Raw genomic sequence first — 20,341 nt, forward strand, 5'->3', positions numbered from 1 at the left:
AATGAAAACAATACAACAACGTCAGCTGCTGTGCGCCATGGCAGCGGCATTAGCCGTGTTAACCGGCTGCGATAGTGGTGAAACACCGGATGTAGATAATGCACCAACACCGGTATCAACCTCAGTCGAGATCAACGCCAGTGCAGTAAAAGGTATTTTAACCGGCGCCGCTGTCAGTGTCAGTGCGTTAAATGGCACAGCGGTAAACAGCACAGCCGCGCAAACTGACAGCAGCGGTATGGCCGCTACCACCCTGACATCAGCACCGGGCTATGCTTTTAGCGCAGTGCACAAGTTGGCAGTTACCACTAGCGGCGATAGCAGCATGTTGTGTGATCTTAGCCTATGCGGCGAAACAGCCTTAGGTGCTGCAGTCAGTGCAGACGCGCTGGGAACGGTGACATTAACTAACCTGTTCTGGTTAAAAGCGCCGCTTGGTGCTGCTGCCGACGGCACCGCTGATGCTACGGTGCAGGTTAATGCCCTAACCACTTTTGCCAGCCAGTTGCTGGAGGCCGCCATTACCGGTGGGCGTAATGTGTCGGCTCTGGCTACGCTGGAGCCAGCACAGCTGGAATATTCCGCGCAGCTGCTACGTATTCTCGGCGTTGACATGCCGGCAATAAACCTGATGCAGCAACCGCTGCAAAGTGCCGATAGCGCGGAAAACTTTGCCCAAATCAGCAACCAGTTGATTCGGTTGTCCTTTGTTAATGCAGCCTTTGCCCACATTGGTGCTGAGGCAACCCTGGCCGATACGTTCGCTGCCGCAGCAGCACAGGTTGCGCTGGCGGCTGAGGGCGATGAGGCGGCAGCCATAGCGCTGCGCCAGCAGTTACTTGATGCATTGCAGGGCCATCCTGTACTGGCAGAGCTGGGTTTAACCCCGGACAGCATTATTGATATTGAACTGCCATTAGTACTGGCTGATAACAGCAGCGGGCCTATTCGTGAATACACCACTGCGGCCTATTTAGCCGGTGCGCAAATAAGCTTCCGCGGCGCTATCAGTGATGGCGAAAGTGGTGACCAGGCCTTTGACGGCAGTGTTGACACTAAATGGCTGGATAACACCGGCGTGCCCAGCGCAGAAGCACCCGCCTGGTTAACGCTACAGTTTGCGCAGCCGCAGGCTATCAGTGTGTTGTCAATTACCAGCGCCAACGATGCGCCGGACCGTGACCCGGAAAACTTTAATCTGCAAGCTTCTAACGATGGTGAAAGCTGGTTTACATTGGGGCAGTGGGCTGGTATCAGCTTTGAGCAGCGCTTAACGGCGCAGGATTTTGCCTTTAATAACAGCTTGCCGTACAGCTATTACCGGCTGAACATTACGAAAAATAAAGGCGACACTAACTTAATGCAACTGGCTGAAGTGCAGTTATTTGGCCCGGTGTATCCCGACCAAGTTCAGCAAGGCGGCAGCATCAGCGCCAGCGGTGCCATTGGCGATGCAGAAAGCGCCGATATGGCATTTGACGGTTTGCTAAGCACAAAATGGCTGGATAACACTGCGGTGCCAACGGCAGAGCAGCCAGCCTGGGTGCAGGTGCAGTTTAGCGAAGCAAAAGCTGTTAGCAGCATTGCAATCAGCAGCGCCAATGATGCACCTGAGCGCGATCCGGAGAACTTTAACCTGCAGGCCTCTAATGATGGCGTCAATTGGCTGACTGTAGGCGAGTGGGCCGGTGAGAGTTTCGATAGTCGTGGCCAGCGCCGTTTATTCAGCACCAGTAATAGCCTGGCTTATAACTACTACCGGCTTAATATCAGCAAAAACAAAGGTGACAACAGCTTAATGCAAATTGCTGAAATTGAGCTTATCGGGCCCGCAGTGCCGGCGCTGAACCATGCTTTAACCGCCACAGCGGTAACCTCCAGCGGTGCTATCAGTGACGCCGAAGCGGCCGACTATGCCTTTGACGGTGACAGCCAGACTAAGTGGCTGGATAACACAGCAGTGCCAACTGTCGATGCACCGGCCTGGGCCAGTGTTGCCCTGCCAGAGCCGCAGGCAGTAAATATGCTGGCGCTGGTCAGTGCTAATGACGCGCCGGATCGCGATCCGGAAAACTTCAGCCTGTTAGCATCTAATGATGGCGAATCCTGGGTAAACCTGGGCCAATGGGCCGGTATCAGTTTTAGCGAGCGCGCCGAGCGGCAAACGTTTGCCATCGCCAATGCATTGGGCTACAGCCATTACCGGCTGAATATCACTAAAAACAAAGGTAATAGCGCCTTAATGCAGGTAGCAGAAATTGAGCTGATAGGCCCGCAGGTACAGGCGCAGGAGCACAGTGATAACGGTGCAGCCCAGGTTACTGAGCGTGCGGCTATCAGTGATGGCGAAGCGGGTACTATGGCATTTGATAATGACCCGGCAACCAAATGGCTGGATAACGGCGGTGTACCGTCGGTTGAAGCGCCATCCTGGCTGGAAATCAGCTTGCCAGAAGCGGTGATTGTTAATACCTTTGCTATGACCAGTGCAAACGATGCGCCGGACCGCGATCCGGAGAACTTCCGTCTGCTTGGCTCAAATGATGGTGAAAGCTGGCAGGTACTGGGTGACTGGGCAGGTGAAAGTTTCGCAGCCCGTGCCGAGCGGCGCAGCTTCAGCCTGTTAAATGGCCGCAGCTTCAGCCATTACCGCATTGAGATCACAAAAAACAAAGGTGATACCAATTTAATGCAGGTGGCAGAATTTGAGCTGATTGGGCCGGTGCTATAAGCTAAAGCGTTGTTGTCATACAAAAGGCGCAGCTAAGTCTGCGCCTTTTATCATAAAGGTAATCTGATCGATGTTAACTGTAAGCTCTGCACTGTTTGCCGGTATCGATGCTGGCGGTAGCCATTGCCGGGTACGGCTGGAAGATGAGAGTGGCAATCTGCTTGGCGAAGGCCATTCCGGCGCGGCGAACCTGGGGCTGGGCTGGGCACAGGTTGAAGCCAATGTCTGGCAAGCGCTAAATGCCGCTTTGTTGCAGGCCAGGCTGGACAGCACTGCTTATGCGCGTTTGCATATTGGTGCCGGTTTTGCCGGCGCTCATCTGGCCGGATTAAAAGCCACAGCGCTAAAGTGGCAGCACCCTTTTGCCAGCTGGCATGTCACCACCGATTTACACGCTGCCTGTTACGGCGCTCACGGCGGCGAGCCCGGTAGCGTGATTATTCTTGGCACCGGTTTTAGTGCGATCGGGCTGACTGAACATGGCGAAACCCTGCTCGGTGGCTACGGCTTTCCAATCAACGCTGTCTGCAGTGGTTCCGGTTTGGGTTTACAGGCCGTGCAGGCGGTATTGCTGGCACTGGATGCTCTGGCACCGGAAACAAAGCTGACTGCCTTACTGCAGCTCCATTTTAACGGCGGTGCAGCGCTAATGGCAGAGCAACTGCTGCAGGCGACACCGCAGCAATATGCTGAGCTGGCGCCTCTGGTTTTTCAGGCGGCAGATAGCGGTGATGCGGTTGCGCTGGCTATGCTGCAACAGGCATTCAATTTTATCACCAGGCTTAACCAGCAGCTGCCGCAAGGCCGTTGTTGCCTGCTTGGTGGTGTGGGGCAGCGTTTACTAACTTACCTGCCGCCAGCACAACATAGCCGCTTTAGTGCGCCGCTGGCCCCGGCAACGGTAGGGGCTATTTATTATGCCCGCCGCCAACTGGTCGTTGCAGCACAGGAGGCTAAGCCGTATGGCGCAAATTGAAATTTGTCTTGATAGCGACAGCCGCTACCTTACGCAGAATATCCGCACCGTTTGCGCAGCCGGTATTGACAGCATTGAGCTGTGCAGCCAGATGGCGCAGCAGGGCTTATCTGTCAGTGCCGACGCGTTGCGTCAGGCGCGGGCGGCCTGTAATTCGCATACGCAGCTGCGGGTTATGCTCAGGCCCAGAGCCGGTAATTTTGTCTATTCGCAGCCAGAGCAGCAGCAAATACAGGCGCAGTTACTGCAGGCAGCAAAACTGGGTGCTGATGGCATAGTGGTGGGTGCATTAACAACAGATGCGCAGCCGGATCTGCTATTTTTAACTCTGTTGCTGCAACAGTGCCGGCAACTGGGCCTGGCTTGTACTTTTCACCGCGCTTTTGACGCCTGCACCAGCCCGGCAGAAGCGGTAGAGCAACTGCTGGCATTAGGCGTACAGCGGCTATTAAGCAACGGTACGCCCTGGCAGCAACAACAAAGCATAACGCAGGGCGTACGCCAGTTGGCAACCTTGCAGCAATATATTGCCGGGCGGCTGGTGCTGGTGGCCGGTGGTGGGGTTACGCTGACTAATTTGCCGCAGTTGCAGCAAACACTTCACGACAATACGCAGCTGTGCTGGCATTTGCATTCGGCGGTACTTACCGAAGATAAAGTCGATAGCGCTAAGCTTGAGCAACTACAACTTTGCCTAACTGAACGGGCTGGGTCAAACCCACAAAAAGGAGAGCCACATGCTTAATCGGCGTTATTTTTTAAAACTCAGCGCTATGTTGGGCGCCGGAGCAACAGCTTCAGCCTTGTTACCGGGTTGTGCGGCAGGGGTAGCGCCGGTACGTAAACCTGTGGTGATCAGCACCTGGGATTTTGGCATGCAGGCGAACAAGGTGGCGTTTAATTTATTGCAGCAGGGGGAGCGCGCCGTCGATGCGGTGCAACAAGGCGTAATGGTGACTGAGGCCGATCCAAGCGAGCGCAGTGTTGGTTATGGCGGCCGGCCGGATCGGGATGGCAAGGTTACACTGGATGCCTGCATTATGGATGAATTTGCCAATATCGGCGCGGTGGCCGCGTTGCAGCAAATTAAACACCCGGTGGCGGTGGCGCGGGCGGTGATGGAGCAGACACCGCATGTGATGCTTGTAGGACAGGGCGCGCTCGATTTTGCGCTGGCGCAGGGCTTTGTTGCCGAGAATTTACTCACGGCGGAGTCAGAGCAGGAATGGCGGCAGTGGCTAAAAGATGCCAATTACCGGCCAATCGTTAATATTGAAAACCATGACACCATAGGCATGCTGGCGCTGGACAGCCACGGCAATTTGGCAGGTGCCTGCACCACCAGTGGCATGGCGTTTAAAATGCACGGCCGGGTGGGTGATTCGCCGATTATCGGCGCCGGGCTCTATGTCGATAACGAAGTGGGCGCCGCCACCGCCACCGGCCATGGTGAAGAAGTGATCCGGGTAACGGGCTCTTTTCTGGTGGTAGAGCTGATGCGCCAGGGCTACAGCCCACAGCAGGCGTGTGAGCAGGCGGTACAGCGTATTTATCACAAGCTGCAACTGCGCAAGGGCAATATAGCCGACACCCAAATTGGCTTTATTGCGCTGAATAAAAACGGTGAATATGGCAGCTATTGTCTGCAGCCGGGTTTTAATTATGCCGTGCAGCACCAAGGCGAAAGTAAGCTGTACGCCGCAACGGCATTGTTAAGCGGATAAACACCGCGCTTTATCTAATTCGGCATCAACCTTGGCATTTAACAGACGCTGGCTTAAGCTGATGAGAGAATGCTAAGGCAAAATTTGCCGGAGATTAGATGATTAGATGTTACGCAGCGCTACTTGCCGCTTTGATATGCGGCGAGCTTGCTGCAGCGCAGGGCCGTGAAGTTGTTGTGGGTGTGTATCAGAATACTCCGAAAATTGTGGCTGCCGCAGATGGCAGCCCATCAGGTATTTTCGGCGACTTACTGCAAGTAATAGCAGCAGAGCAAAACTGGCGGATTAAAGCGGTGCAATGTGATTGGGCTTATTGCCTGCAAATGCTGCAGTCCGGCGAAATAGATCTGTTGCCCGATGTTGCCTTTACCGAACTGCGTAGTTTACAACTGGATTTTCACCAGACTCCGGCGCTTTACAGCTGGTCACAGTTATATACCGCGCAAGGAGTGCAGCTGCAGTCACTGGCTGAACTGGATGGCAAGCGGATCATAGTATTGCAGGAATCTGTGCAACAGCAGTATCTGCAAAATATGATTTCGCAATCGGGTATGGACGTGGTGTTACTGCGGGCCCGCTCAATGCCTGAGGCTTTTGCGATGGCATCGGCTGGTCAGGCTGATGCGGTAGCGGCGAATCATTATTCCGGCCATTTTCAGCTGGCAAAGTACCAGTTAGAGCAAAGTAATGTCATCTTCCAGCCGTTACAGTTTTTTTATGCCACCAAAAAGCAACACAATCAGGATTTACTTGCGGTTATCGAAACCCGTCTGGCGCAGTGGCAAACCAATATCAGCTCACCTTACTACCAAATCCTGCAGCGTTGGGGTACGGAGGTACCCGAGCAAACACTACCGGAAAAAGTCTGGCTGTTGCTGGCAATGCTTAGCAGCTTACTGTTACTGGCGCTATGCGGTGCCTGGTGGTTGAAACGGCAAGTCGCCGATAAAACCCGCCACCTGCGGGCCAGTGAAGAGCGGCTGAGTACAATATTAAACAGCGTAGATGCGCATATTTATATTAAAGATAATAAACTACGTTATCAGTATCTTAACCGTAAAACCGCTGAGCTGTTTGGCTGTGAACCTTGCCAGGCAATAGGGCGGCGTGATGACGCTTTTTTTGACCAGTCAAGCAGCGCCAATTTACAGCAGAATGATTTAAAAGTGCTGCAACAAGGTGTACGGCTGGTAGAGGAAGAAACCAACAGCTCACTGGACGGCCAGCAAACACGTACATACCTGTCAGTGAAGTTACCTTTACGCGATAGCAATGGCAATATTTATGCGTTATGTGGTATCTCCACTGATATTACCGAACATAAACAGCATCAGCAGGAAATTCATCAGCTGGCATTTTATGATGCGCTAACCGGTTTACCCAACCGCCGTATGCTGCTTGACCGGCTGCAACAGGCTGTGCAATTGGGCTTGCGACACAACAATACAGCACAAGGTGCATTGCTGTTTATCGACCTGGATCACTTTAAAGATCTAAACGATACCTTAGGCCATGCCATGGGCGATCAGCTACTGCAACAAGTTGCCCAGCGGTTGCAGGCTAGCCTGAGAAAGGTCGATACACTGGCGCGCCTGGGAGGCGATGAGTTTGTGGTGCTGCTGACCGATTTGCATCCGGATCCAGAACTGTCGAGCCAGAAAGCCGGGCTAATTGCTGAAAAAGTGGTGCAGCTGTTATCTGAGCCATTTATGTTGCAGCAACGGCCATACTCTATTTCTGCCAGTGTGGGTGTGGCTATGTTTTCTGATGGCTGCAACAGCGACGAATTACTGCAGCATGCTGATTTGGCAATGTATGATGCCAAAGAGCGCGGCCGTAATAGCGTGCGGTTTTTTAACCAGCAGATGCAGGCAGATGTCAGCGCCCGCTCTGATATTGCCACCGGTTTACGCCAGGCACTGTTGCAGGATGAATTTGTCTTGTATTTTCAGCCACAGCTGGAGCGAAATCTTGGCGTGGTAGGTGCGGAAGTATTGCTACGCTGGCAGCATCCAGAGCACGGCATGATAGTGCCTGCCAGCTTTATACCTGTGGCCGAAAGCAGTGGCCAGATCCTGCAAATAGGCCGCTGGGTGCTGGAAAAAAGTTGCCTGCAGTTGGCTGAATGGGCAAGACATAAGGATACTGCCCACTGGTATCTGGCGGTGAATATCAGTGCCCGCCAGTTACATTCTTCGGCGTTTGTGCAGGAGGTGATCAGCGCTCTGGAGCAAAGCGGAGCGGCGCCGGAAAAACTGGTACTGGAGCTGACAGAAAGCCAGTTACTGCAGGATATCGATACCATTATTGATAAGATGCAGCAACTTAATACTCTGGGGGTACGCTTTTCACTGGATGATTTTGGCACCGGCTACTCATCACTCAGTTATCTGAAACTACTGCCATTAAAGCAGCTGAAAATTGACCGCTCTTTCGTGCGTGATTTACTCACCGACCCTAACGATAAAGCCATTATTAAAACCATACTGGCGCTGGGGCAAAGCCTGGAACTGTCGGTTATTGCCGAAGGGGTAGAAACCGAAGCACAATATAGTAAATTGTTGCACCTGGGCTGCCAGCAGTTTCAGGGGTATTTTTTTGGTGAGCCGATGCCGCAAACCAGTTTTATTACCCGCTATCGCCAGCGCCATGAAATGCAAAACTAACCTGCTAACCTTGCAATGTATTACGGCAGAGGGTTATTAACGCAGCCAAAGCGTTGGTTAACTGCGCCACTGTGTTATGGCCAATGCCCAGCACCAGGCCACTGCGCGGCTCAGCATTAAACAGGTAGCGGCTAAGCGGTTGTGCCTTAATACCTTGCGCCGCAAGTTGTTGCTGTAAGCTGACATCATCAAGCCGTTCAGGAAATTCCAGCACTAAATGTAAGCCGGCGTCCAGCGCATATAAGCGGCACTGCGGCAAATTTTGTTGCAGCAGTTGTGCCGCAAACTGCTTTTGCTGTTGGTAATAGCGGCGCATTTTGCGCAGGTGGCGGCCAAAATGGCCTTCACTGATAAAATCGGCCAATGCGGCTTGCGGCAGTAGTGGTACATCGCCATGCAGCGCCTGTAAAATGCTGGCGGCCTGAGCGATAACCGCTTTGGGTGCGACCAGATAACCGAGGCGCAGCGCTGGAAACAGGGTTTTGCTGCACGAACCGGCAAACAACACACCTTCACCCCCCGCCAGCCCCTGTAAGCTGGCAACAGGCCGGTGTTGATACTGAAACTCGCTGTCGTAATCATCTTCTACCAGCCAGCAGTTGTGTTGGCGCGCCCATTGCAACACGGCCAGCCGGTTTGCCAGTGGCATAATGCCTCCCAGCGGATACTGATGCCCAGGAGTTAAAAACAATGCTTTTGCCTCAGTTTTGTCGGGCAGTGTTTTGATATCAAGGCCACTAGCAGAGCTGGCATCCAGATGCTGCACCTGCAACTCGCACAGCTGTAACGCCTGCTTTAGGCGCGGGTAACCGGGAGTTTCCATCAATACCTGCTGGCCTGCCTTTGCCACCAGTTTGGCGGCAATAAACAGTGCCTGCTGTGCTCCGGCGGTGATCAGTATGCTGTGCTCGTCACACACCACCTGGCGCGACTGACGCAGATAAACAGCCAGTGCCTGACGCAGCGGCAGGTAACCCAGAGGCTCAGCAAAGCCGCTTAACTGCTCACGGCTGCTATGGCGCGACAGCAGACGCTGCCATAACGCATAAGGAAACTGCTGCAAAGCCGGTACACCGGGCTGCAGCAAGCCAGTTACCATTCCCTGTTTTTGCGGTAAATCATAGTGGTTAAGTGTTAAAACCCGGGCAGGCTCGGGTTGAAAGTACTGCTCTGGCACTGCAATAATCTGATAGCCGCGGCCTGGCTGACCTTCGATATAACCCTCTGCTACCAATTGCTGCAGCACCTGATTCACCGTGTTGCGGCTTAGCTTTAAGTCTGCGGCCAACTGACGGCTGGATGGCAGTAAGGCGCCATTGGGCCAGAGCCCTTGCAGCATTTGGTGTTGTAACAACTGGTATAGCTGCAGTTGCAGGCTGCCCTGGCCGCTAAGCTGCAGGTTATCGGTTAGTAGGCGCAACTGGATCTCTCATTTTGTTAAAACCGGTACTTTTTTCAATACCAGTTTAGTCGCTATGCTAACTGCAACACAAGAGGGAGAGAACTAATGACCATCGTATACCAACAGGAAAGCAGTTTTAATCTGGACGAAATGCAGGTGCTATATCGCGCATCAGGCATTAACCGGCCAACAGACGATGGCGCAAGAATGGCCATTATGCTGGCAAGTAGCAATTTGCTGATCACCGCCAGGCAAAATGGCCAGCTACTGGGGCTGGCGCGCTGTTTAACCGATAAAGCCTATGTGGTGTATATCTGTGATCTGCTGGTAGATAAAGCTTACCAGCAGCAGGGTATAGGTAAAGCGCTGCTGGCTGCGGTACAGCAGGCCACCGGGCCGCAGGTGCAACAATTACTGCGCAGCGCGCCTTCTGCCATGCAGTATTATCCTCAGGTGGGTTTTACCGCGATAGATAATGCCTTTCATATTCAGCGCCAGTACTAACCGGGAGCCAGCAGTGTATCCACCAGCTTTTTATTACAGCGATGACCGCATACAACTGCAGACGTTTTTGCAGCAACATTATTTTGGTTTGCTGCTTAGTAATAACGGCAGCTTGAGCTACACACCACTACCGTTTTTATTTGCCTGGCACAGCACGGCTGATAAAGCGTACTGCCATTTAGCGCGCAATAATCCGCAGCTAAGCCAGTTAGACGGCGCGTCGGTTACTATTGTTATTCAGGGGCCACATGCTTTTATTGCTGCCAGTTGTTACCAGCTGCAACCGGCGGTATCTACCTGGAATTACGCCCTGGCTGAACTAAAAGGCACAGCACGGTTGTTAGATGCAGAGCAAACGCTGGCATTGGTCAGAAAACAGGAAGCGCACAGCGCACCTGATATGGCGCAAGCCGCTGACTACCAACAAAAATTAGTTAACGCCATAGTCGGCGTTGAGATTAACCTGAGTAGTGTCACGGGCCGTTTTAAGTTATCGCAAAACAAAACGCCTGCAGAGCAGCAAGCGGTAGTGGCTTATTTGCAGCAAACTGAGCAGCCAGCCACAGTATGGCAAATGATGCTATCGCAGCGTTAGCATAATTACTTGTAAACAGTTACCAGAGTTTCAGCCGCAGCCGGGGGCTAATGCGTGCGCGGTAGCTGGTCTAACCCCGCCAGCTGTTCGGCAAAAAACAAACCAAGCACCGTACCAACAGAAATGCCAAGCAGCACGCCGGTTGCCGCAACACTAAGCGGCAATGGCAGCGGCTGGCTGATTAGCCAATGGCTTTTTAACACGGCAAAACTGGCAACAAGTAATACCGCGGCTATGGGGTTAAATAGCAAGCTGATAGGTACATCAAAAGCCCATAAACTGGTGGCATCTTTAAAGCGCAAATATACGTTGAGCGTGGGCACTATGGCACAAATAAACGCAGCAGCCAGCAATAGCCCAAGCCAAAGGCTTACGCCATGCACTTCAATAATTTTATAGCTTCTAATCGCACCATAAATAACGGCTGCGACATATGCTAAAAAAGCAGGTAAAAGAAGTATGCCCATAGTTTAATCCTTATAAGCGCTCGCCATAAATTAGCGTTGTAATGGGTTTTAATCAGGCCAACGGCAAATGCTTACCACGCCGTGAGGAAAGTGGGGTGTTTCAACGTTTGCGAATACTTGATCCTGCTCTTCGTCTTTAAGATCGCAGTTTAGCGCAGCTAAGCGCTGCACCACGGCTTGTTGCGGCTTAATGCTAGACGTTGTCAGATACCAGAGCAGATAGGGTTGTTGGTTATGGTGGACAACAATAACCTGGCGGGTTCGCATTTCCCAAAGACTACCGGGTTTTCGGGAGCGGATATTTTTCTCCGTAAAGCTAAAATGGCCTTTAGCATCGGTGGTAGTTTTATCAACAAATTCTTTGTCATAGTTAAGCTCACGCGATACCACTGCACCCACTAATGGCTGGCCGTTAAGTAACACCTGACCCTGCACCGCAGGCGATAAATGCACATCGTATTTTTTAAACCAACTAAACATATCTGCGTTAACCTGCTGTGGAAAAATAATAAGCAACAAAAAGCTCAACGCTGCTGACAACTGCAGGAATAGCTTTCGATTGAACATATTAGTTTGTATTCGCCAATTGATAAGCCATGTGGTGAGTCAAGGTATTCATTCTACAATTGCCTTATTTATAACAACGCTTTCATCAGCGAAACGGCATTTGCTGATTGCGCCTAAATAAACACCTGGTTTTGCCGGATCAGGTTCCAGATCGTAACCAAGTTCGGGGTTGTTCAGTTCACACGTCATATTTTTGAGCAGCGTATTAAAACTTTTGAAATCAAGTGTGTTTAAGCTGGAGATGCTAAAAATTCTTATTACTTCAGAACCTTGCTCTACATATAAACCGTGCCTCACATCGGTATCAAACATAGACTCTCTGGCTTTAATAATTTTACGCGAGAAGCTGAAGCGTCCGTCCGCATCAGTTGTGCACTTGTCTGTAAATAGTTTGTCACCATAATTTAAGTCACGGATCACTGCAATTCCACGAACTGGCTCGCCATTCGATAAAATCTGTCCTTGCACTACAGGTGATAGTTGTGATTCTTTGTTTTTTAACCAGCTAAACATATCTGCCATGACTTGTGATGAAAAAACTAAAATGACGATGATTCCTAAAACAATGTTTCTGGTGACAAGACGGATTGAAGTCATTTTTTGCCGGTAAATAAGTAGACGAGGTTTACCGGACAGCCAGAATAGGCCTATCCGGTTATAGAGCAACATGTTTGACTGATTAGTTAACCAAATCTAGTGCTTGTCTGGCAATACGATGTAAAGCACCGATAGTAACTTCGAAAACCCAGCGAATGAATTGATAAGATAAGTCAGCTACCTTAGTTGCGCCTTTACCTGCGAATACCAGCATATGCCCTAGAAGCCCACGAGTTTGTTCGGCAAATTCACCAGAGAGTTTGGCAATTTTCTCAACAGAGGAAGCCAGCATGTCATAAAATGTCAAATAGGTACCAATACGAGCCTGAGCATATATCAGCGTTAACAAACCTGCTTTTCTCAAAAGTGTAATTAAAGCATTGTTGATGCGATGTGCCCAATATGTAGTGAAAGTAACTTGGTGTCGTTCCGGGTATTTTAATTCAATTTCTTTGAAAAGTTCAGTTGATTGGTTTTGCAACGCGCCCCAACTATTACTATTTGCGGTATTTAAGTAGCCCGGCGTACCATTTTCTCCCATGCTATGCCCGGATGCGCGCAATCCTTGAGCTGAACTAAGTAATATTTCACGTGACTGATATGGTGCATGCATAAAAGGCCATAATGGAATCAATGGGATAGGATCACTGGCATGGGTGCAGCGGAAAATTTTATCAATATTACCGGTGGTTTTAATGGCAAAACCATCTAAACCAACCCGCGGTGAGCCAAAAGTATATAAACATACGCGGTTTTTATAGCGCCTTTTTACCCAATCAGCGGTTATATGTGCTAATGCACCACCAAGACTATGGCCAACGCAGTGCACTGTGCCGCGGCCATTGGCAGTTAAGATGGGTGTAAGGCTTTGCTCTAAAGCTGGTTTCAAGCTTTGAAATACTTTGTTGAACCCCGCATGTACAAGAGAATTGTTATCGCCGCCTGCTAGGCCAATATGTAAATCTGTAATAATATCCCGTAGCCCGTCTGTGCCCCTAATGGCTACCACGTGATCGCCTGCATAAGAGGCTTTACCTTTACCAATGGCGGCAAACCCCGTTCTTCGATTAAATAATCGGGAAACAATACTGCCGGATACACCTGTTAGGCGGTGGTTGTTCAAATCAAAGTCAAAATTTTTGGTTACTTGAGTATTTAGTTCTAGCGAAAACTCTTTCTCCCTACCATTTTCTTTCAGTAAATAGACCGAGTTAGCTAACGATGCGGCCATTAACGGTGTCAGTTCATTCATTTCCATAATTCCTTTTCTAGTATGACTTCGTCGTGCTCAAAAGTGCATATACTGGCAACGCCTAGGGGGGGGGATTGAGGGTTTCCCCTGGGAATTTCTAACCTCATCTCAGGTGAGGTCAATTCACACTTCATGCTGGATAATAATTTCTGAACACTTTCATAGTTCAAAGTGTTAGTTGTTCCTGCAGTCCAAACATCCGTTTGCTTATTCGCGTGTTCAACAACTAAGTTTTGGGTTACTGCTGTATCAAACATTGAGGACACTCTCAGCTTTACTGTTTTAACCGGTAACTGAAAGTGGCCTTGCTCGTCAGTAGTAGTACTGTCATTAAATTTTTTGTCGCTGTAAGTTAAAAGGCGCAGGACCTTTGCACCAGCAATCGGTTTGCCGTTAAAAGTGACAGTGCCATTAACTTCGGGAGATAACTCCAACTCTGTTTTTTTAAACCAGCTAAACATATCTGCGTTAACCTGTTGTGAGAAAACAATAAATACTAAAAAGCTCAATGCTGCTACCAACAGTGGCAACGGCTTTTGCCAGACGTTAGAAATACGCATCCGGGCTCCGGCTGAAATGACGTTGCTAAAAGATATATAAATAATGCAATTTTGTAAATTAATTATTTGTGAAAGTGGGGTAAAAAGAAGATAAAAGATGGCGCTGCCTGGATTGGCAGCGCGCTGACTAGCATGAGGTTAATAATCGAATTTATGTGCGCTGAAAAGCTGTTGTACTGTAAGCCAGACATCGCCTACTTTACCATCAGCTACTGGCTTGTCGTTAACATATAGCACTGGCGCAATTTCTTTGCTGGAACTGGTAAGCCAGATCTCATCGGCGGCCAGTACTTCTGCTTCGCTGATATCGCGTTCTTGCACTTTGATGCTGCTGTGTTTGGCTAAAATGGCCAGCAATAGTTGCCGGGTAATACCAGGCAGTAATTTATGGCTTAACGGCGGTGTGGCAATAACACCGTCTTTTACGATAAACACGTTTACTGCTGCGCCTTCGGTTAAATTACCATCTTTATCAAACAGTAATATCTCCTGCGCGCCCTGGCTGTAGCTTTGCTGGTAATGCAGCACATTACCCAATAGTGATGTCGATTTAATATGGCAGCGTTGCCAGCGTAAATCCTGGCCGGTCACCACGGCATAGGTGGTGGCTTTGGCTTTATCGGCCACCGGCTCGGGTGGGATGGCAAAGGCAAAGCCAAACACCGTTGGCGCTATATTGGCCGGAAAGGCATGGCCGCGCTTGGTATCGGTGCCGCGGCTAACCTGAAAGTACACGCCGAGGTTATCGCCCAGTTCTGTACGGTTATCTGCCAGTAGTTTATCAGCTATATGTTGCCAGTCGGTCAGGCTTAGCTTGGGGTCAATCGACAGTTGTGCCAGACCGCTGTGCATGCGGTCAATATGCGGGCCAAAACCAACAAAGCGGCCGCCATAACTCGGGATCACTTCATAAATGCCGTCGCCAAATAAAAAACCACGGTCCATCGGCGATATTTTCGCTTCGCTGGCCGGTACAAAGGCGCCGTTTAAATATACTGTTGTCATTGCGGTTCTCTTTAAGATGTTACCAGAAATTCATAAAGCAGAATCGATATACCCTAAGCCAACCGTTGACGGCATGGATGCGGACAAATTCGTCAGGAACGAATTTGAACAGCTCCGCTGGCCCGTCAGGGTGAACTTCATGGATGAAGTTCATAACCGAGCCTACAAGGACGTATTCACGGCGTGTTGGTGTGGGTATATCGGTTCGGCGGCTACACCGATTCTCACTTAATCAGTAACTTAAAATCCGTAATCAGTTGCTCGCCTTCAGTATGTGCCAGGCCGTCTTCGGTCAGGGTATTTAACCGGGTAACGCCATCTACACTGCCTTTGGCCGATAAATACTGCAAAATTGCCAGCGGGTTGGCACCGGCAAGCAGGTTTTCATTGCGCAGCAAGGACACCATAGCCGCCAGACCCCAGGCTGCCCAGTTCGACACATCGGCGACAATCAATTCGTCGCATTCAGTTACCGCCGGGGTAATATTCAGTGCACTAACGGCCTGCAACAGATTACCCATGCCAATTTCATTGCCGCCATCGCCAATGCCAATCGTCGGGCAGGGCGCCTGAGTTAAAAAATAATCAAAGCTGGCACAGCGGGCGCTGATATCTTCACCGCGCATATTGGCGTAACGCTGCTGTGCATTAAAACCGGGCCGTTCGATGGATATCACTAGCTGCGGCTGTAATTCTGCCAGCGCTTTACTGGCGATGGCAGGCAGTGCTTCATACTGATTTACCGTAATTTGGTAGCACTGGTAATCGGCTTTTAATGCGCTGTATAGCGGGTTGCCACAGACAATAACCGGCTTTGCCCCTAACTGCGTAAGCAACTGATATAAAGCAATAGCGCCTGCCGGTCCGTCGGTTTCAAAGGTATCCAGCACCGGAAAACCGGTGCCGATCAGCACAGTACCACGGCATTGGTTAATCAACCGCGCCGCGCGCAGAACATAGCCAGGGCGTAAATGCGGTTTTAGTGCCGCCATACCGCGCAGGTTTTGCCGCACTAACAGCTGTTCTATCTGTTGGCTTAACGCCAGATAATCGGGGTTCAGTGCTGTCATTACAGGCTCACCAGTTGGCTTGTTATTGCATCAGTACGTACTTTGGCTAAACAGAGTGCATTGTGTGCCTGTTCAGGGCTGATGGCGGTAAAGTACAGTTCTGTACCGGCCACAGCCTGCGCCAGCAGCGCACAGTCTAAAGACAGCACTGAGCCTATTTTCGGATAGCCGCCCAGCGTCTGGCGGTCATTTAGCAATACTATCGGTTGGCCATCGGGCGGTATTTGCACTGCGCCGTAACAGATGCCTTCAGATAACAACTGGCTTTGCTGACAACTAATGGCTGCGCCTTTGAGTTTGTAACCCATGCGATCGGCCTGTGGTGTCACTTTATAACTGTTAAGGTAAAAACGCTGGCGCTCTGTAACAGAAAAGCGTTCTGCCTGATAACCTTCAACCAAACGTAGTGTCAGGATGCGGTTAAACTGTGGCCGGTAGGCCTGCGGCAGGCTTAGTCTTGGTAGTTGTTTAACCTTTTGTACTGCCAACAAATCGCCGGTTTGCAGTTTATTGCCATTTAAGCCGCCAATACCTTCGCGCAGCACGGTAGACACGCTGCCAAACTGTGGCGTTACAGCAAAACCTCCGGCGACGGCCAGATAAGCTCGCAGGCCCTGGCTTACCATACCCAGCTCTATAACATCGCCTGGCTGCACTTTATGCACTGCCCAAAGCTCAGCCGGTTTGTCATTAATGCTAAGCGGTAGCTCTGCGCCGGTAACGGCAATATAGCTGCTGGTATTAGCGCGCAGTTGCAGGCCACCAACACTGCACTCTATCAGGGTGGCGTTATTGTCGTTGCCCAGTAGCCGGTTAGCCCAACGGGCAGAAGGGGCATCCATAGCGCCGCCGGTCGTCAGGCCCAGCGCGCTCTGGCCAAAACGGCCGTTATCCTGCAACAGGCTTAATACACCGGCAGCTATGACTTCAAAGCTGCTCATAGCTCAGCACCTTGTAGTTCACCGCCCAGGCGTAAAAATTCCGCTTTATCTATCGTGACAAAGCGTACTTCATCGCCTACCGATACAGGCATAGCCGGTGTTTGCTCAGGGTTAAACATCCGCGTTGGACACAGGCCGATTAAATTCCAGCCGCCGGGCGATTGCGCCGGATATACCGCTGTTTGCCGGTCGGCAATGGCGACGGCACCGCGTGGTACTTTGGCGCGTGGTGTGGCTAAACGTGGCATTTGTAATAGTGGGTCTACCTCGCCTAAATAGGCAAAACCGGGCGCAAAGCCGATGGCATAAACACGGTAACTGATAGCCTGATGACGCTGAATAACCTCATCAATACTGATATTTTTTGTCTGGGCGATAAGAGCTAAATCAGGCCCGCTTTCTTCGCTGTAATACACCGGCAGCTCTACCCGTTTGCCGCTTTGGCTATCGTTGTTTTGCAGCTGTGCCAGGCAGAGCTTCAATTGTGCCTGTACGCGAAAGTGATCGGTACGCAGCGGGTTAAACATCACCAGCACTGAAGCATAAGAGGGTAATACATCGATAAGCTCGGCTGCCAGTTCAGCCCGGATCAGCGCGCAAGCCTGATGTACCAGAGCAGATATGCCCGGGTCAATGCGCTGGTCAAAATACAGCATTAGTGCATTTTCACCGGCTACAGTCAGCTGATACTGCGGCTTGCTCATGCCCATACTCATTTTAACAGAGCCCTTATTTGCTGCACCTGGGCAATAGCGGCCTGGTTATCGCCATGCACACATAACGTATCGGCAGCCAGTGCCAGTTGTTTGCCGGTTGCGGTGGTGACAGTGCCATGTTTAACCAGCTGGGTAACCTGTGTCAGCATCTCATCAGCGTGTAATACCGCGCCAGGCTGGTTGCGTGGTGTCAGCTTGCCGTCGTCGGTGTAACGGCGGTCGGCGAAGGCTTCAAACAACAGGTTAATACCTTTGGCGGCAGCTAAATCGCAGTATTGTTGCTGCTCTGCTGTGGCTAAAATCATTAGTTTAAGCGGTTTATAGTAGCGGCCAATGGCGTCCAGCACAGCGTCAAATACGGCTGGGTTGCTCATCATATCATTGTATAAAGCACCATGCGGTTTGACATAGCTAAGGCTTAATCCCGCGCTTTGTGCCATACCATCCAGTGCGGCAATCTGATAATGCAGGCAGTTCACAATTTCGCTGTGCGACAAGGCCATACTGCGCCTGCCAAAGCCTTGCAAATCGGGGTAAGATGGGTGTGCGCCGATAACAACACTGTGCTGTTTTGCCAGTTGCAAGGTTTTTGCTATTACATCGGCATCACCGGCATGAAAACCACAAGCAATATTGGCCATATCAATATGTGGCATAACATCGCTGTCCAGCCCCATTTGCCAGCTGCCAAAGCTTTCACCCAGATCACAGTTAAGTTTCATCTTCCCTCCGCAATGGAAAAATAATTTATTCATATTGCGTTCAATTTTAGTAATAGTCTAGTCGTATGCGACCAGTTACTGCTATCCGCTGGTCGCATAAGTTTATAAGCAGGGTAGCAAGTATGCCCTGTTGTTGGCAAAAACTGCTTTATGTGATGGCGGTGTTGTGTTTTAACACCCGGTTTTGCATTTCATGCAGCCGCGAGCTGCAACGGGCGAAGGCGAACGCCAATTGTTTTGCCTGGTACAATTCGTTAACCGGCACGTCGGCGCTAAGCATTAGCAAGGTGCCTCTGTCGTAGCATTCATCTACCAGGGCGATAAAGCGGCGCGCTTCGTTATCCAGTTTGCTTACGTAATATTCTTTGTGCTCACGCTGATAACTGTCTTCAACGCCGTGCACTATTGGTTTATCGGCCAGGTAGCTAAATTGGGGCACGCCGTGCACGGCAATGGCGGCGTATTGGTCACACAGCGCCATATAATCCAGTTGGCTGCGCGGCCCGGCGCACAGGGCGTTAAAGTTAAAACCAATAAGCTGTTGGTTATGCCACAGTGCCGGTACAGTGCGGTTTAGCAAGTTAATAGCCGGTAATGCTGTCAGCGGGCCACTGAGCTGCTCTGCCTTTTGCTGCAGTGTTGTCAGGCTGGCACCCTGCAGATAATACGGCCAGCTTTGCTGCTGGCGCAGGCGGTAATCTTCGCCACTGTCCAGAGTCACCACTTCGCAGTGTTGCTGCAGTAAGGCGATAGTGGGTAAAAAACGCTGCCTTTGCAGGCCGTTGGCGTATAGTTGCTCTGGCAAAGCATTCGAAGTAGTAACCAATACCACGCCAGCATTAAACAAATGGCGCCACAGCGTACCGAGTAACATGGCATCGCCGATATCGTTGACAAAAAACTCATCAAAACACAATACCCGGTACTGTGCAGCCCACTGTGCAGCAATATGCTGCAGCGGATCTGGCTGGCCGCTTAGCTGGTGCAGCTCCTGGTGGATACGTGCCATAAAATGATGAAAATGCAGCCGGATCTTCTGCGGTGTTTGCAGCTGTTGGTAGAACAGATCCATCAGCAGGGTTTTGCCACGGCCAACCGGCCCCTGAATATATAAACCGCGCAGCGCAGACTGATCACCGGTGCTATGGCGGCTACTTAGCTTTTGTGCCAGCAGCGCTAAGCGTTGCAGCAGTTGATACTGGTTTTCGTCATAACTTAGCGCTGCTGTGGCAACATGTTGTTGGTAAATGGTAACTGGAATAACAGCCTCTCTTAAGCGGTTGTCAGGTGTAATTGGGCACACAATTATTGTCGCAATGTTCAGGGCTGGACGCGAATAAAATAGTGCTGTGCTAAAGTTTGTAGCATTGCTTGTAGCATTAACTAGGTAGCATTAACCAGAAGGGAGCATAACATGTCAGTTCAACGTAAAGGCAGTTGCCTGTGTGGCAAAGTCATCATCAGTGAGGCAAAAGCTGAAGGTAAGATAGGCGCCTGCCACTGTGATATGTGCAGACGCTGGGGTGGCGGGCCACTGCTGGCGATTGATTGCGGTACAGACGTTAAGTTTAGCGGTGAGCAATTTATCCGTGCTTTTCGTTCATCCGACTGGGCCGAGCGGGGCTTTTGCGCTGAATGTGGCACGCATTTGTTTTATCGCTTAAGCCAGAATGGCCAATATATTATGCCTGCAGGGCTGTTTGATAACAGCGATGATTTAGTGCTCGATCATCAGGTGTGTATCGACAGCAAACCGGGTTATTACAACTTTGCTGAACACACCCCTACTATGACCTGTGACGAGATGTTTGCTGCTTTCGCCCCAGCACAGTAAATAGGTGGACAA

20 protein-coding genes are annotated in these 20,341 nt (G+C 50.7%); 8 read left to right on the forward strand and 12 right to left on the reverse strand.

All coding sequences use genetic code 11. The annotated features are described in order from the left end of the window. The first annotated feature begins 1 nt into the window (after position 1). The 5 genes from AR688_RS00655 (at position 2) to AR688_RS00675 (ending at position 8,097) form a co-directional block, all read left to right on the forward strand. Complete coding sequence (locus AR688_RS00655; RefSeq protein WP_068227799.1) at positions 2-2,731, forward strand: discoidin domain-containing protein; 2,730 nt, start codon at positions 2-4, stop codon at positions 2,729-2,731. A 70-nt stretch (positions 2,732-2,801) separates the two neighbouring features. Further along, entirely contained in the window at positions 2,802-3,707 is a 906-nt protein-coding gene (locus AR688_RS00660; protein ID WP_068227801.1) for a BadF/BadG/BcrA/BcrD ATPase family protein, read from the forward strand. Beyond that, a complete protein-coding gene (locus AR688_RS00665) occupies positions 3,694-4,452 on the forward strand; it encodes a copper homeostasis protein CutC (protein ID WP_068227804.1) in 759 nt (252 codons plus the stop codon). The genes AR688_RS00660 and AR688_RS00665 overlap by 14 nt, the downstream gene beginning before the upstream one ends. Then, positions 4,445-5,431 carry an isoaspartyl peptidase/L-asparaginase family protein gene (locus AR688_RS00670; protein WP_068227807.1) on the forward strand — a complete coding sequence of 329 codons (987 nt, stop codon included), beginning with the start codon at positions 4,445-4,447 and terminating at the stop codon, positions 5,429-5,431. Before AR688_RS00665 ends, AR688_RS00670 begins: the two co-directional genes overlap by 8 nt. 98 nt (positions 5,432-5,529) lie before the next feature. After that, positions 5,530-8,097 carry an EAL domain-containing protein gene (locus AR688_RS00675; protein ID WP_068227810.1) on the forward strand — a complete coding sequence of 856 codons (2,568 nt, stop codon included), beginning with the start codon at positions 5,530-5,532 and terminating at the stop codon, positions 8,095-8,097. 4 nt (positions 8,098-8,101) lie between these two features. Here the strand turns inward: AR688_RS00675 and pdxR are convergent, their stop codons facing one another. Further along, positions 8,102-9,517, reverse strand: a complete 1,416-nt coding sequence (pdxR, locus tag AR688_RS00680; RefSeq protein ID WP_068227812.1) for a MocR-like pyridoxine biosynthesis transcription factor PdxR — start codon at positions 9,515-9,517, stop codon at positions 8,102-8,104. Positions 9,518-9,604: 87 nt separating this feature from the next. Between pdxR and AR688_RS00685 the strand changes: the two genes are divergently transcribed. Both AR688_RS00685 and AR688_RS00690 read left to right on the forward strand, forming a co-directional pair. Next, positions 9,605-10,003, forward strand: coding sequence for a GNAT family N-acetyltransferase (locus tag AR688_RS00685; protein WP_068227813.1), 399 nt, complete (start codon positions 9,605-9,607; stop codon positions 10,001-10,003). Positions 10,004-10,016: 13 nt separating this feature from the next. Continuing rightward, complete coding sequence (locus tag AR688_RS00690) at positions 10,017-10,598, forward strand: FMN-binding negative transcriptional regulator (RefSeq protein WP_197412070.1); 582 nt, start codon at positions 10,017-10,019, stop codon at positions 10,596-10,598. A gap of 47 nt (positions 10,599-10,645) precedes the next feature. Here the strand turns inward: AR688_RS00690 and AR688_RS00695 are convergent, their stop codons facing one another. From AR688_RS00695 to zapE, 11 genes are all read right to left on the reverse strand, one after another. Then, positions 10,646-11,065 carry a hypothetical protein gene (locus AR688_RS00695; RefSeq protein WP_068227818.1) on the reverse strand — a complete coding sequence of 140 codons (420 nt, stop codon included), beginning with the start codon at positions 11,063-11,065 and terminating at the stop codon, positions 10,646-10,648. A gap of 48 nt (positions 11,066-11,113) precedes the next feature. Further along, positions 11,114-11,545, reverse strand: coding sequence for a carboxypeptidase-like regulatory domain-containing protein (locus AR688_RS00700; protein WP_068230985.1), 432 nt, complete (start codon positions 11,543-11,545; stop codon positions 11,114-11,116). Between the two features lie 135 nt (positions 11,546-11,680). Then, a complete protein-coding gene (locus tag AR688_RS00705; protein WP_156420184.1) occupies positions 11,681-12,229 on the reverse strand; it encodes a DUF6795 domain-containing protein in 549 nt (182 codons plus the stop codon). Positions 12,230-12,311: 82 nt separating this feature from the next. Beyond that, positions 12,312-13,481 (reverse strand): lipase family protein, encoded by a 1,170-nt coding sequence (locus AR688_RS00710; protein WP_068227823.1) that lies wholly within the window; start codon positions 13,479-13,481, stop codon positions 12,312-12,314. Next, entirely contained in the window at positions 13,478-14,041 is a 564-nt protein-coding gene (locus AR688_RS00715; protein WP_068227825.1) for a carboxypeptidase-like regulatory domain-containing protein, read from the reverse strand. Before AR688_RS00715 ends, AR688_RS00710 begins: the two co-directional genes overlap by 4 nt. A 138-nt stretch (positions 14,042-14,179) precedes the next feature. After that, positions 14,180-15,046, reverse strand: a complete 867-nt coding sequence (locus tag AR688_RS00720) for a D-amino acid aminotransferase (RefSeq protein WP_068227827.1) — start codon at positions 15,044-15,046, stop codon at positions 14,180-14,182. 224 nt (positions 15,047-15,270) lie between these two features. Continuing rightward, entirely contained in the window at positions 15,271-16,116 is an 846-nt protein-coding gene (locus AR688_RS00725) for a glutamate cyclase domain-containing protein (protein ID WP_068227830.1), read from the reverse strand. Further along, positions 16,116-17,057, reverse strand: a complete 942-nt coding sequence (locus AR688_RS00730; RefSeq protein ID WP_068227832.1) for a biotin-dependent carboxyltransferase family protein — start codon at positions 17,055-17,057, stop codon at positions 16,116-16,118. The genes AR688_RS00725 and AR688_RS00730 overlap by 1 nt, the downstream gene beginning before the upstream one ends. Continuing rightward, a complete protein-coding gene (gene pxpB, locus AR688_RS00735; protein ID WP_231731877.1) occupies positions 17,054-17,761 on the reverse strand; it encodes a 5-oxoprolinase subunit PxpB in 708 nt (235 codons plus the stop codon). Before pxpB ends, AR688_RS00730 begins: the two co-directional genes overlap by 4 nt. 8 nt (positions 17,762-17,769) lie before the next feature. After that, positions 17,770-18,495, reverse strand: coding sequence for a 5-oxoprolinase subunit PxpA (locus AR688_RS00740; RefSeq protein ID WP_068227836.1), 726 nt, complete (start codon positions 18,493-18,495; stop codon positions 17,770-17,772). A 148-nt stretch (positions 18,496-18,643) separates the two neighbouring features. Continuing rightward, on the reverse strand, positions 18,644-19,798 hold the full coding sequence (gene zapE, locus AR688_RS00745) for a cell division protein ZapE (RefSeq protein ID WP_231731879.1): 1,155 nt from the start codon (positions 19,796-19,798) through the stop codon (positions 18,644-18,646). Positions 19,799-19,909: 111 nt separating this feature from the next. Between zapE and AR688_RS00750 the strand changes: the two genes are divergently transcribed. Continuing rightward, a complete protein-coding gene (locus AR688_RS00750) occupies positions 19,910-20,329 on the forward strand; it encodes a GFA family protein (RefSeq protein ID WP_068227838.1) in 420 nt (139 codons plus the stop codon). The last annotated feature ends 12 nt before the right edge of the window (positions 20,330-20,341 follow it).

It is taken from the genome of Rheinheimera sp. EpRS3 (assembly GCF_001513785.1).
Classification (GTDB): domain Bacteria; phylum Pseudomonadota; class Gammaproteobacteria; order Enterobacterales; family Alteromonadaceae; genus Alishewanella.

Excerpts from the sequence above, each read along its gene's own strand:
- AR688_RS00655 (WP_068227799.1), top strand. The coding sequence starts at position 2 with ATGAAAACAATACAACAACGTCAGCTGCTGTGCGCCATGGCAGCGGCA.
- AR688_RS00660 (WP_068227801.1), top strand. The coding sequence starts at position 2,802 with ATGTTAACTGTAAGCTCTGCACTGTTTGCCGGTATCGATGCTGGCGGT.
- AR688_RS00665 (WP_068227804.1), top strand. The coding sequence starts at position 3,694 with ATGGCGCAAATTGAAATTTGTCTTGATAGCGACAGCCGCTACCTTACG.
- AR688_RS00670 (WP_068227807.1), top strand. The coding sequence starts at position 4,445 with ATGCTTAATCGGCGTTATTTTTTAAAACTCAGCGCTATGTTGGGCGCC.
- AR688_RS00675 (WP_068227810.1), top strand. The coding sequence starts at position 5,530 with ATGATTAGATGTTACGCAGCGCTACTTGCCGCTTTGATATGCGGCGAG.
- AR688_RS00685 (WP_068227813.1), top strand. The coding sequence starts at position 9,605 with ATGACCATCGTATACCAACAGGAAAGCAGTTTTAATCTGGACGAAATG.
- AR688_RS00695 (WP_068227818.1), bottom strand. The coding sequence starts at position 11,065 with ATGGGCATACTTCTTTTACCTGCTTTTTTAGCATATGTCGCAGCCGTT.
- AR688_RS00700 (WP_068230985.1), bottom strand. The coding sequence starts at position 11,545 with ATGTTTAGTTGGTTTAAAAAATACGATGTGCATTTATCGCCTGCGGTG.
- AR688_RS00705 (WP_156420184.1), bottom strand. The coding sequence starts at position 12,229 with ATGACTTCAATCCGTCTTGTCACCAGAAACATTGTTTTAGGAATCATC.
- AR688_RS00710 (WP_068227823.1), bottom strand. The coding sequence starts at position 13,481 with ATGAATGAACTGACACCGTTAATGGCCGCATCGTTAGCTAACTCGGTC.
- AR688_RS00715 (WP_068227825.1), bottom strand. The coding sequence starts at position 14,041 with ATGCGTATTTCTAACGTCTGGCAAAAGCCGTTGCCACTGTTGGTAGCA.
- AR688_RS00720 (WP_068227827.1), bottom strand. The coding sequence starts at position 15,046 with ATGACAACAGTATATTTAAACGGCGCCTTTGTACCGGCCAGCGAAGCG.
- AR688_RS00725 (WP_068227830.1), bottom strand. The coding sequence starts at position 16,116 with ATGACAGCACTGAACCCCGATTATCTGGCGTTAAGCCAACAGATAGAA.
- AR688_RS00730 (WP_068227832.1), bottom strand. The coding sequence starts at position 17,057 with ATGAGCAGCTTTGAAGTCATAGCTGCCGGTGTATTAAGCCTGTTGCAG.
- pxpB (WP_231731877.1), bottom strand. The coding sequence starts at position 17,761 with ATGAGCAAGCCGCAGTATCAGCTGACTGTAGCCGGTGAAAATGCACTA.
- AR688_RS00740 (WP_068227836.1), bottom strand. The coding sequence starts at position 18,495 with ATGAAACTTAACTGTGATCTGGGTGAAAGCTTTGGCAGCTGGCAAATG.
- AR688_RS00750 (WP_068227838.1), top strand. The coding sequence starts at position 19,910 with ATGTCAGTTCAACGTAAAGGCAGTTGCCTGTGTGGCAAAGTCATCATC.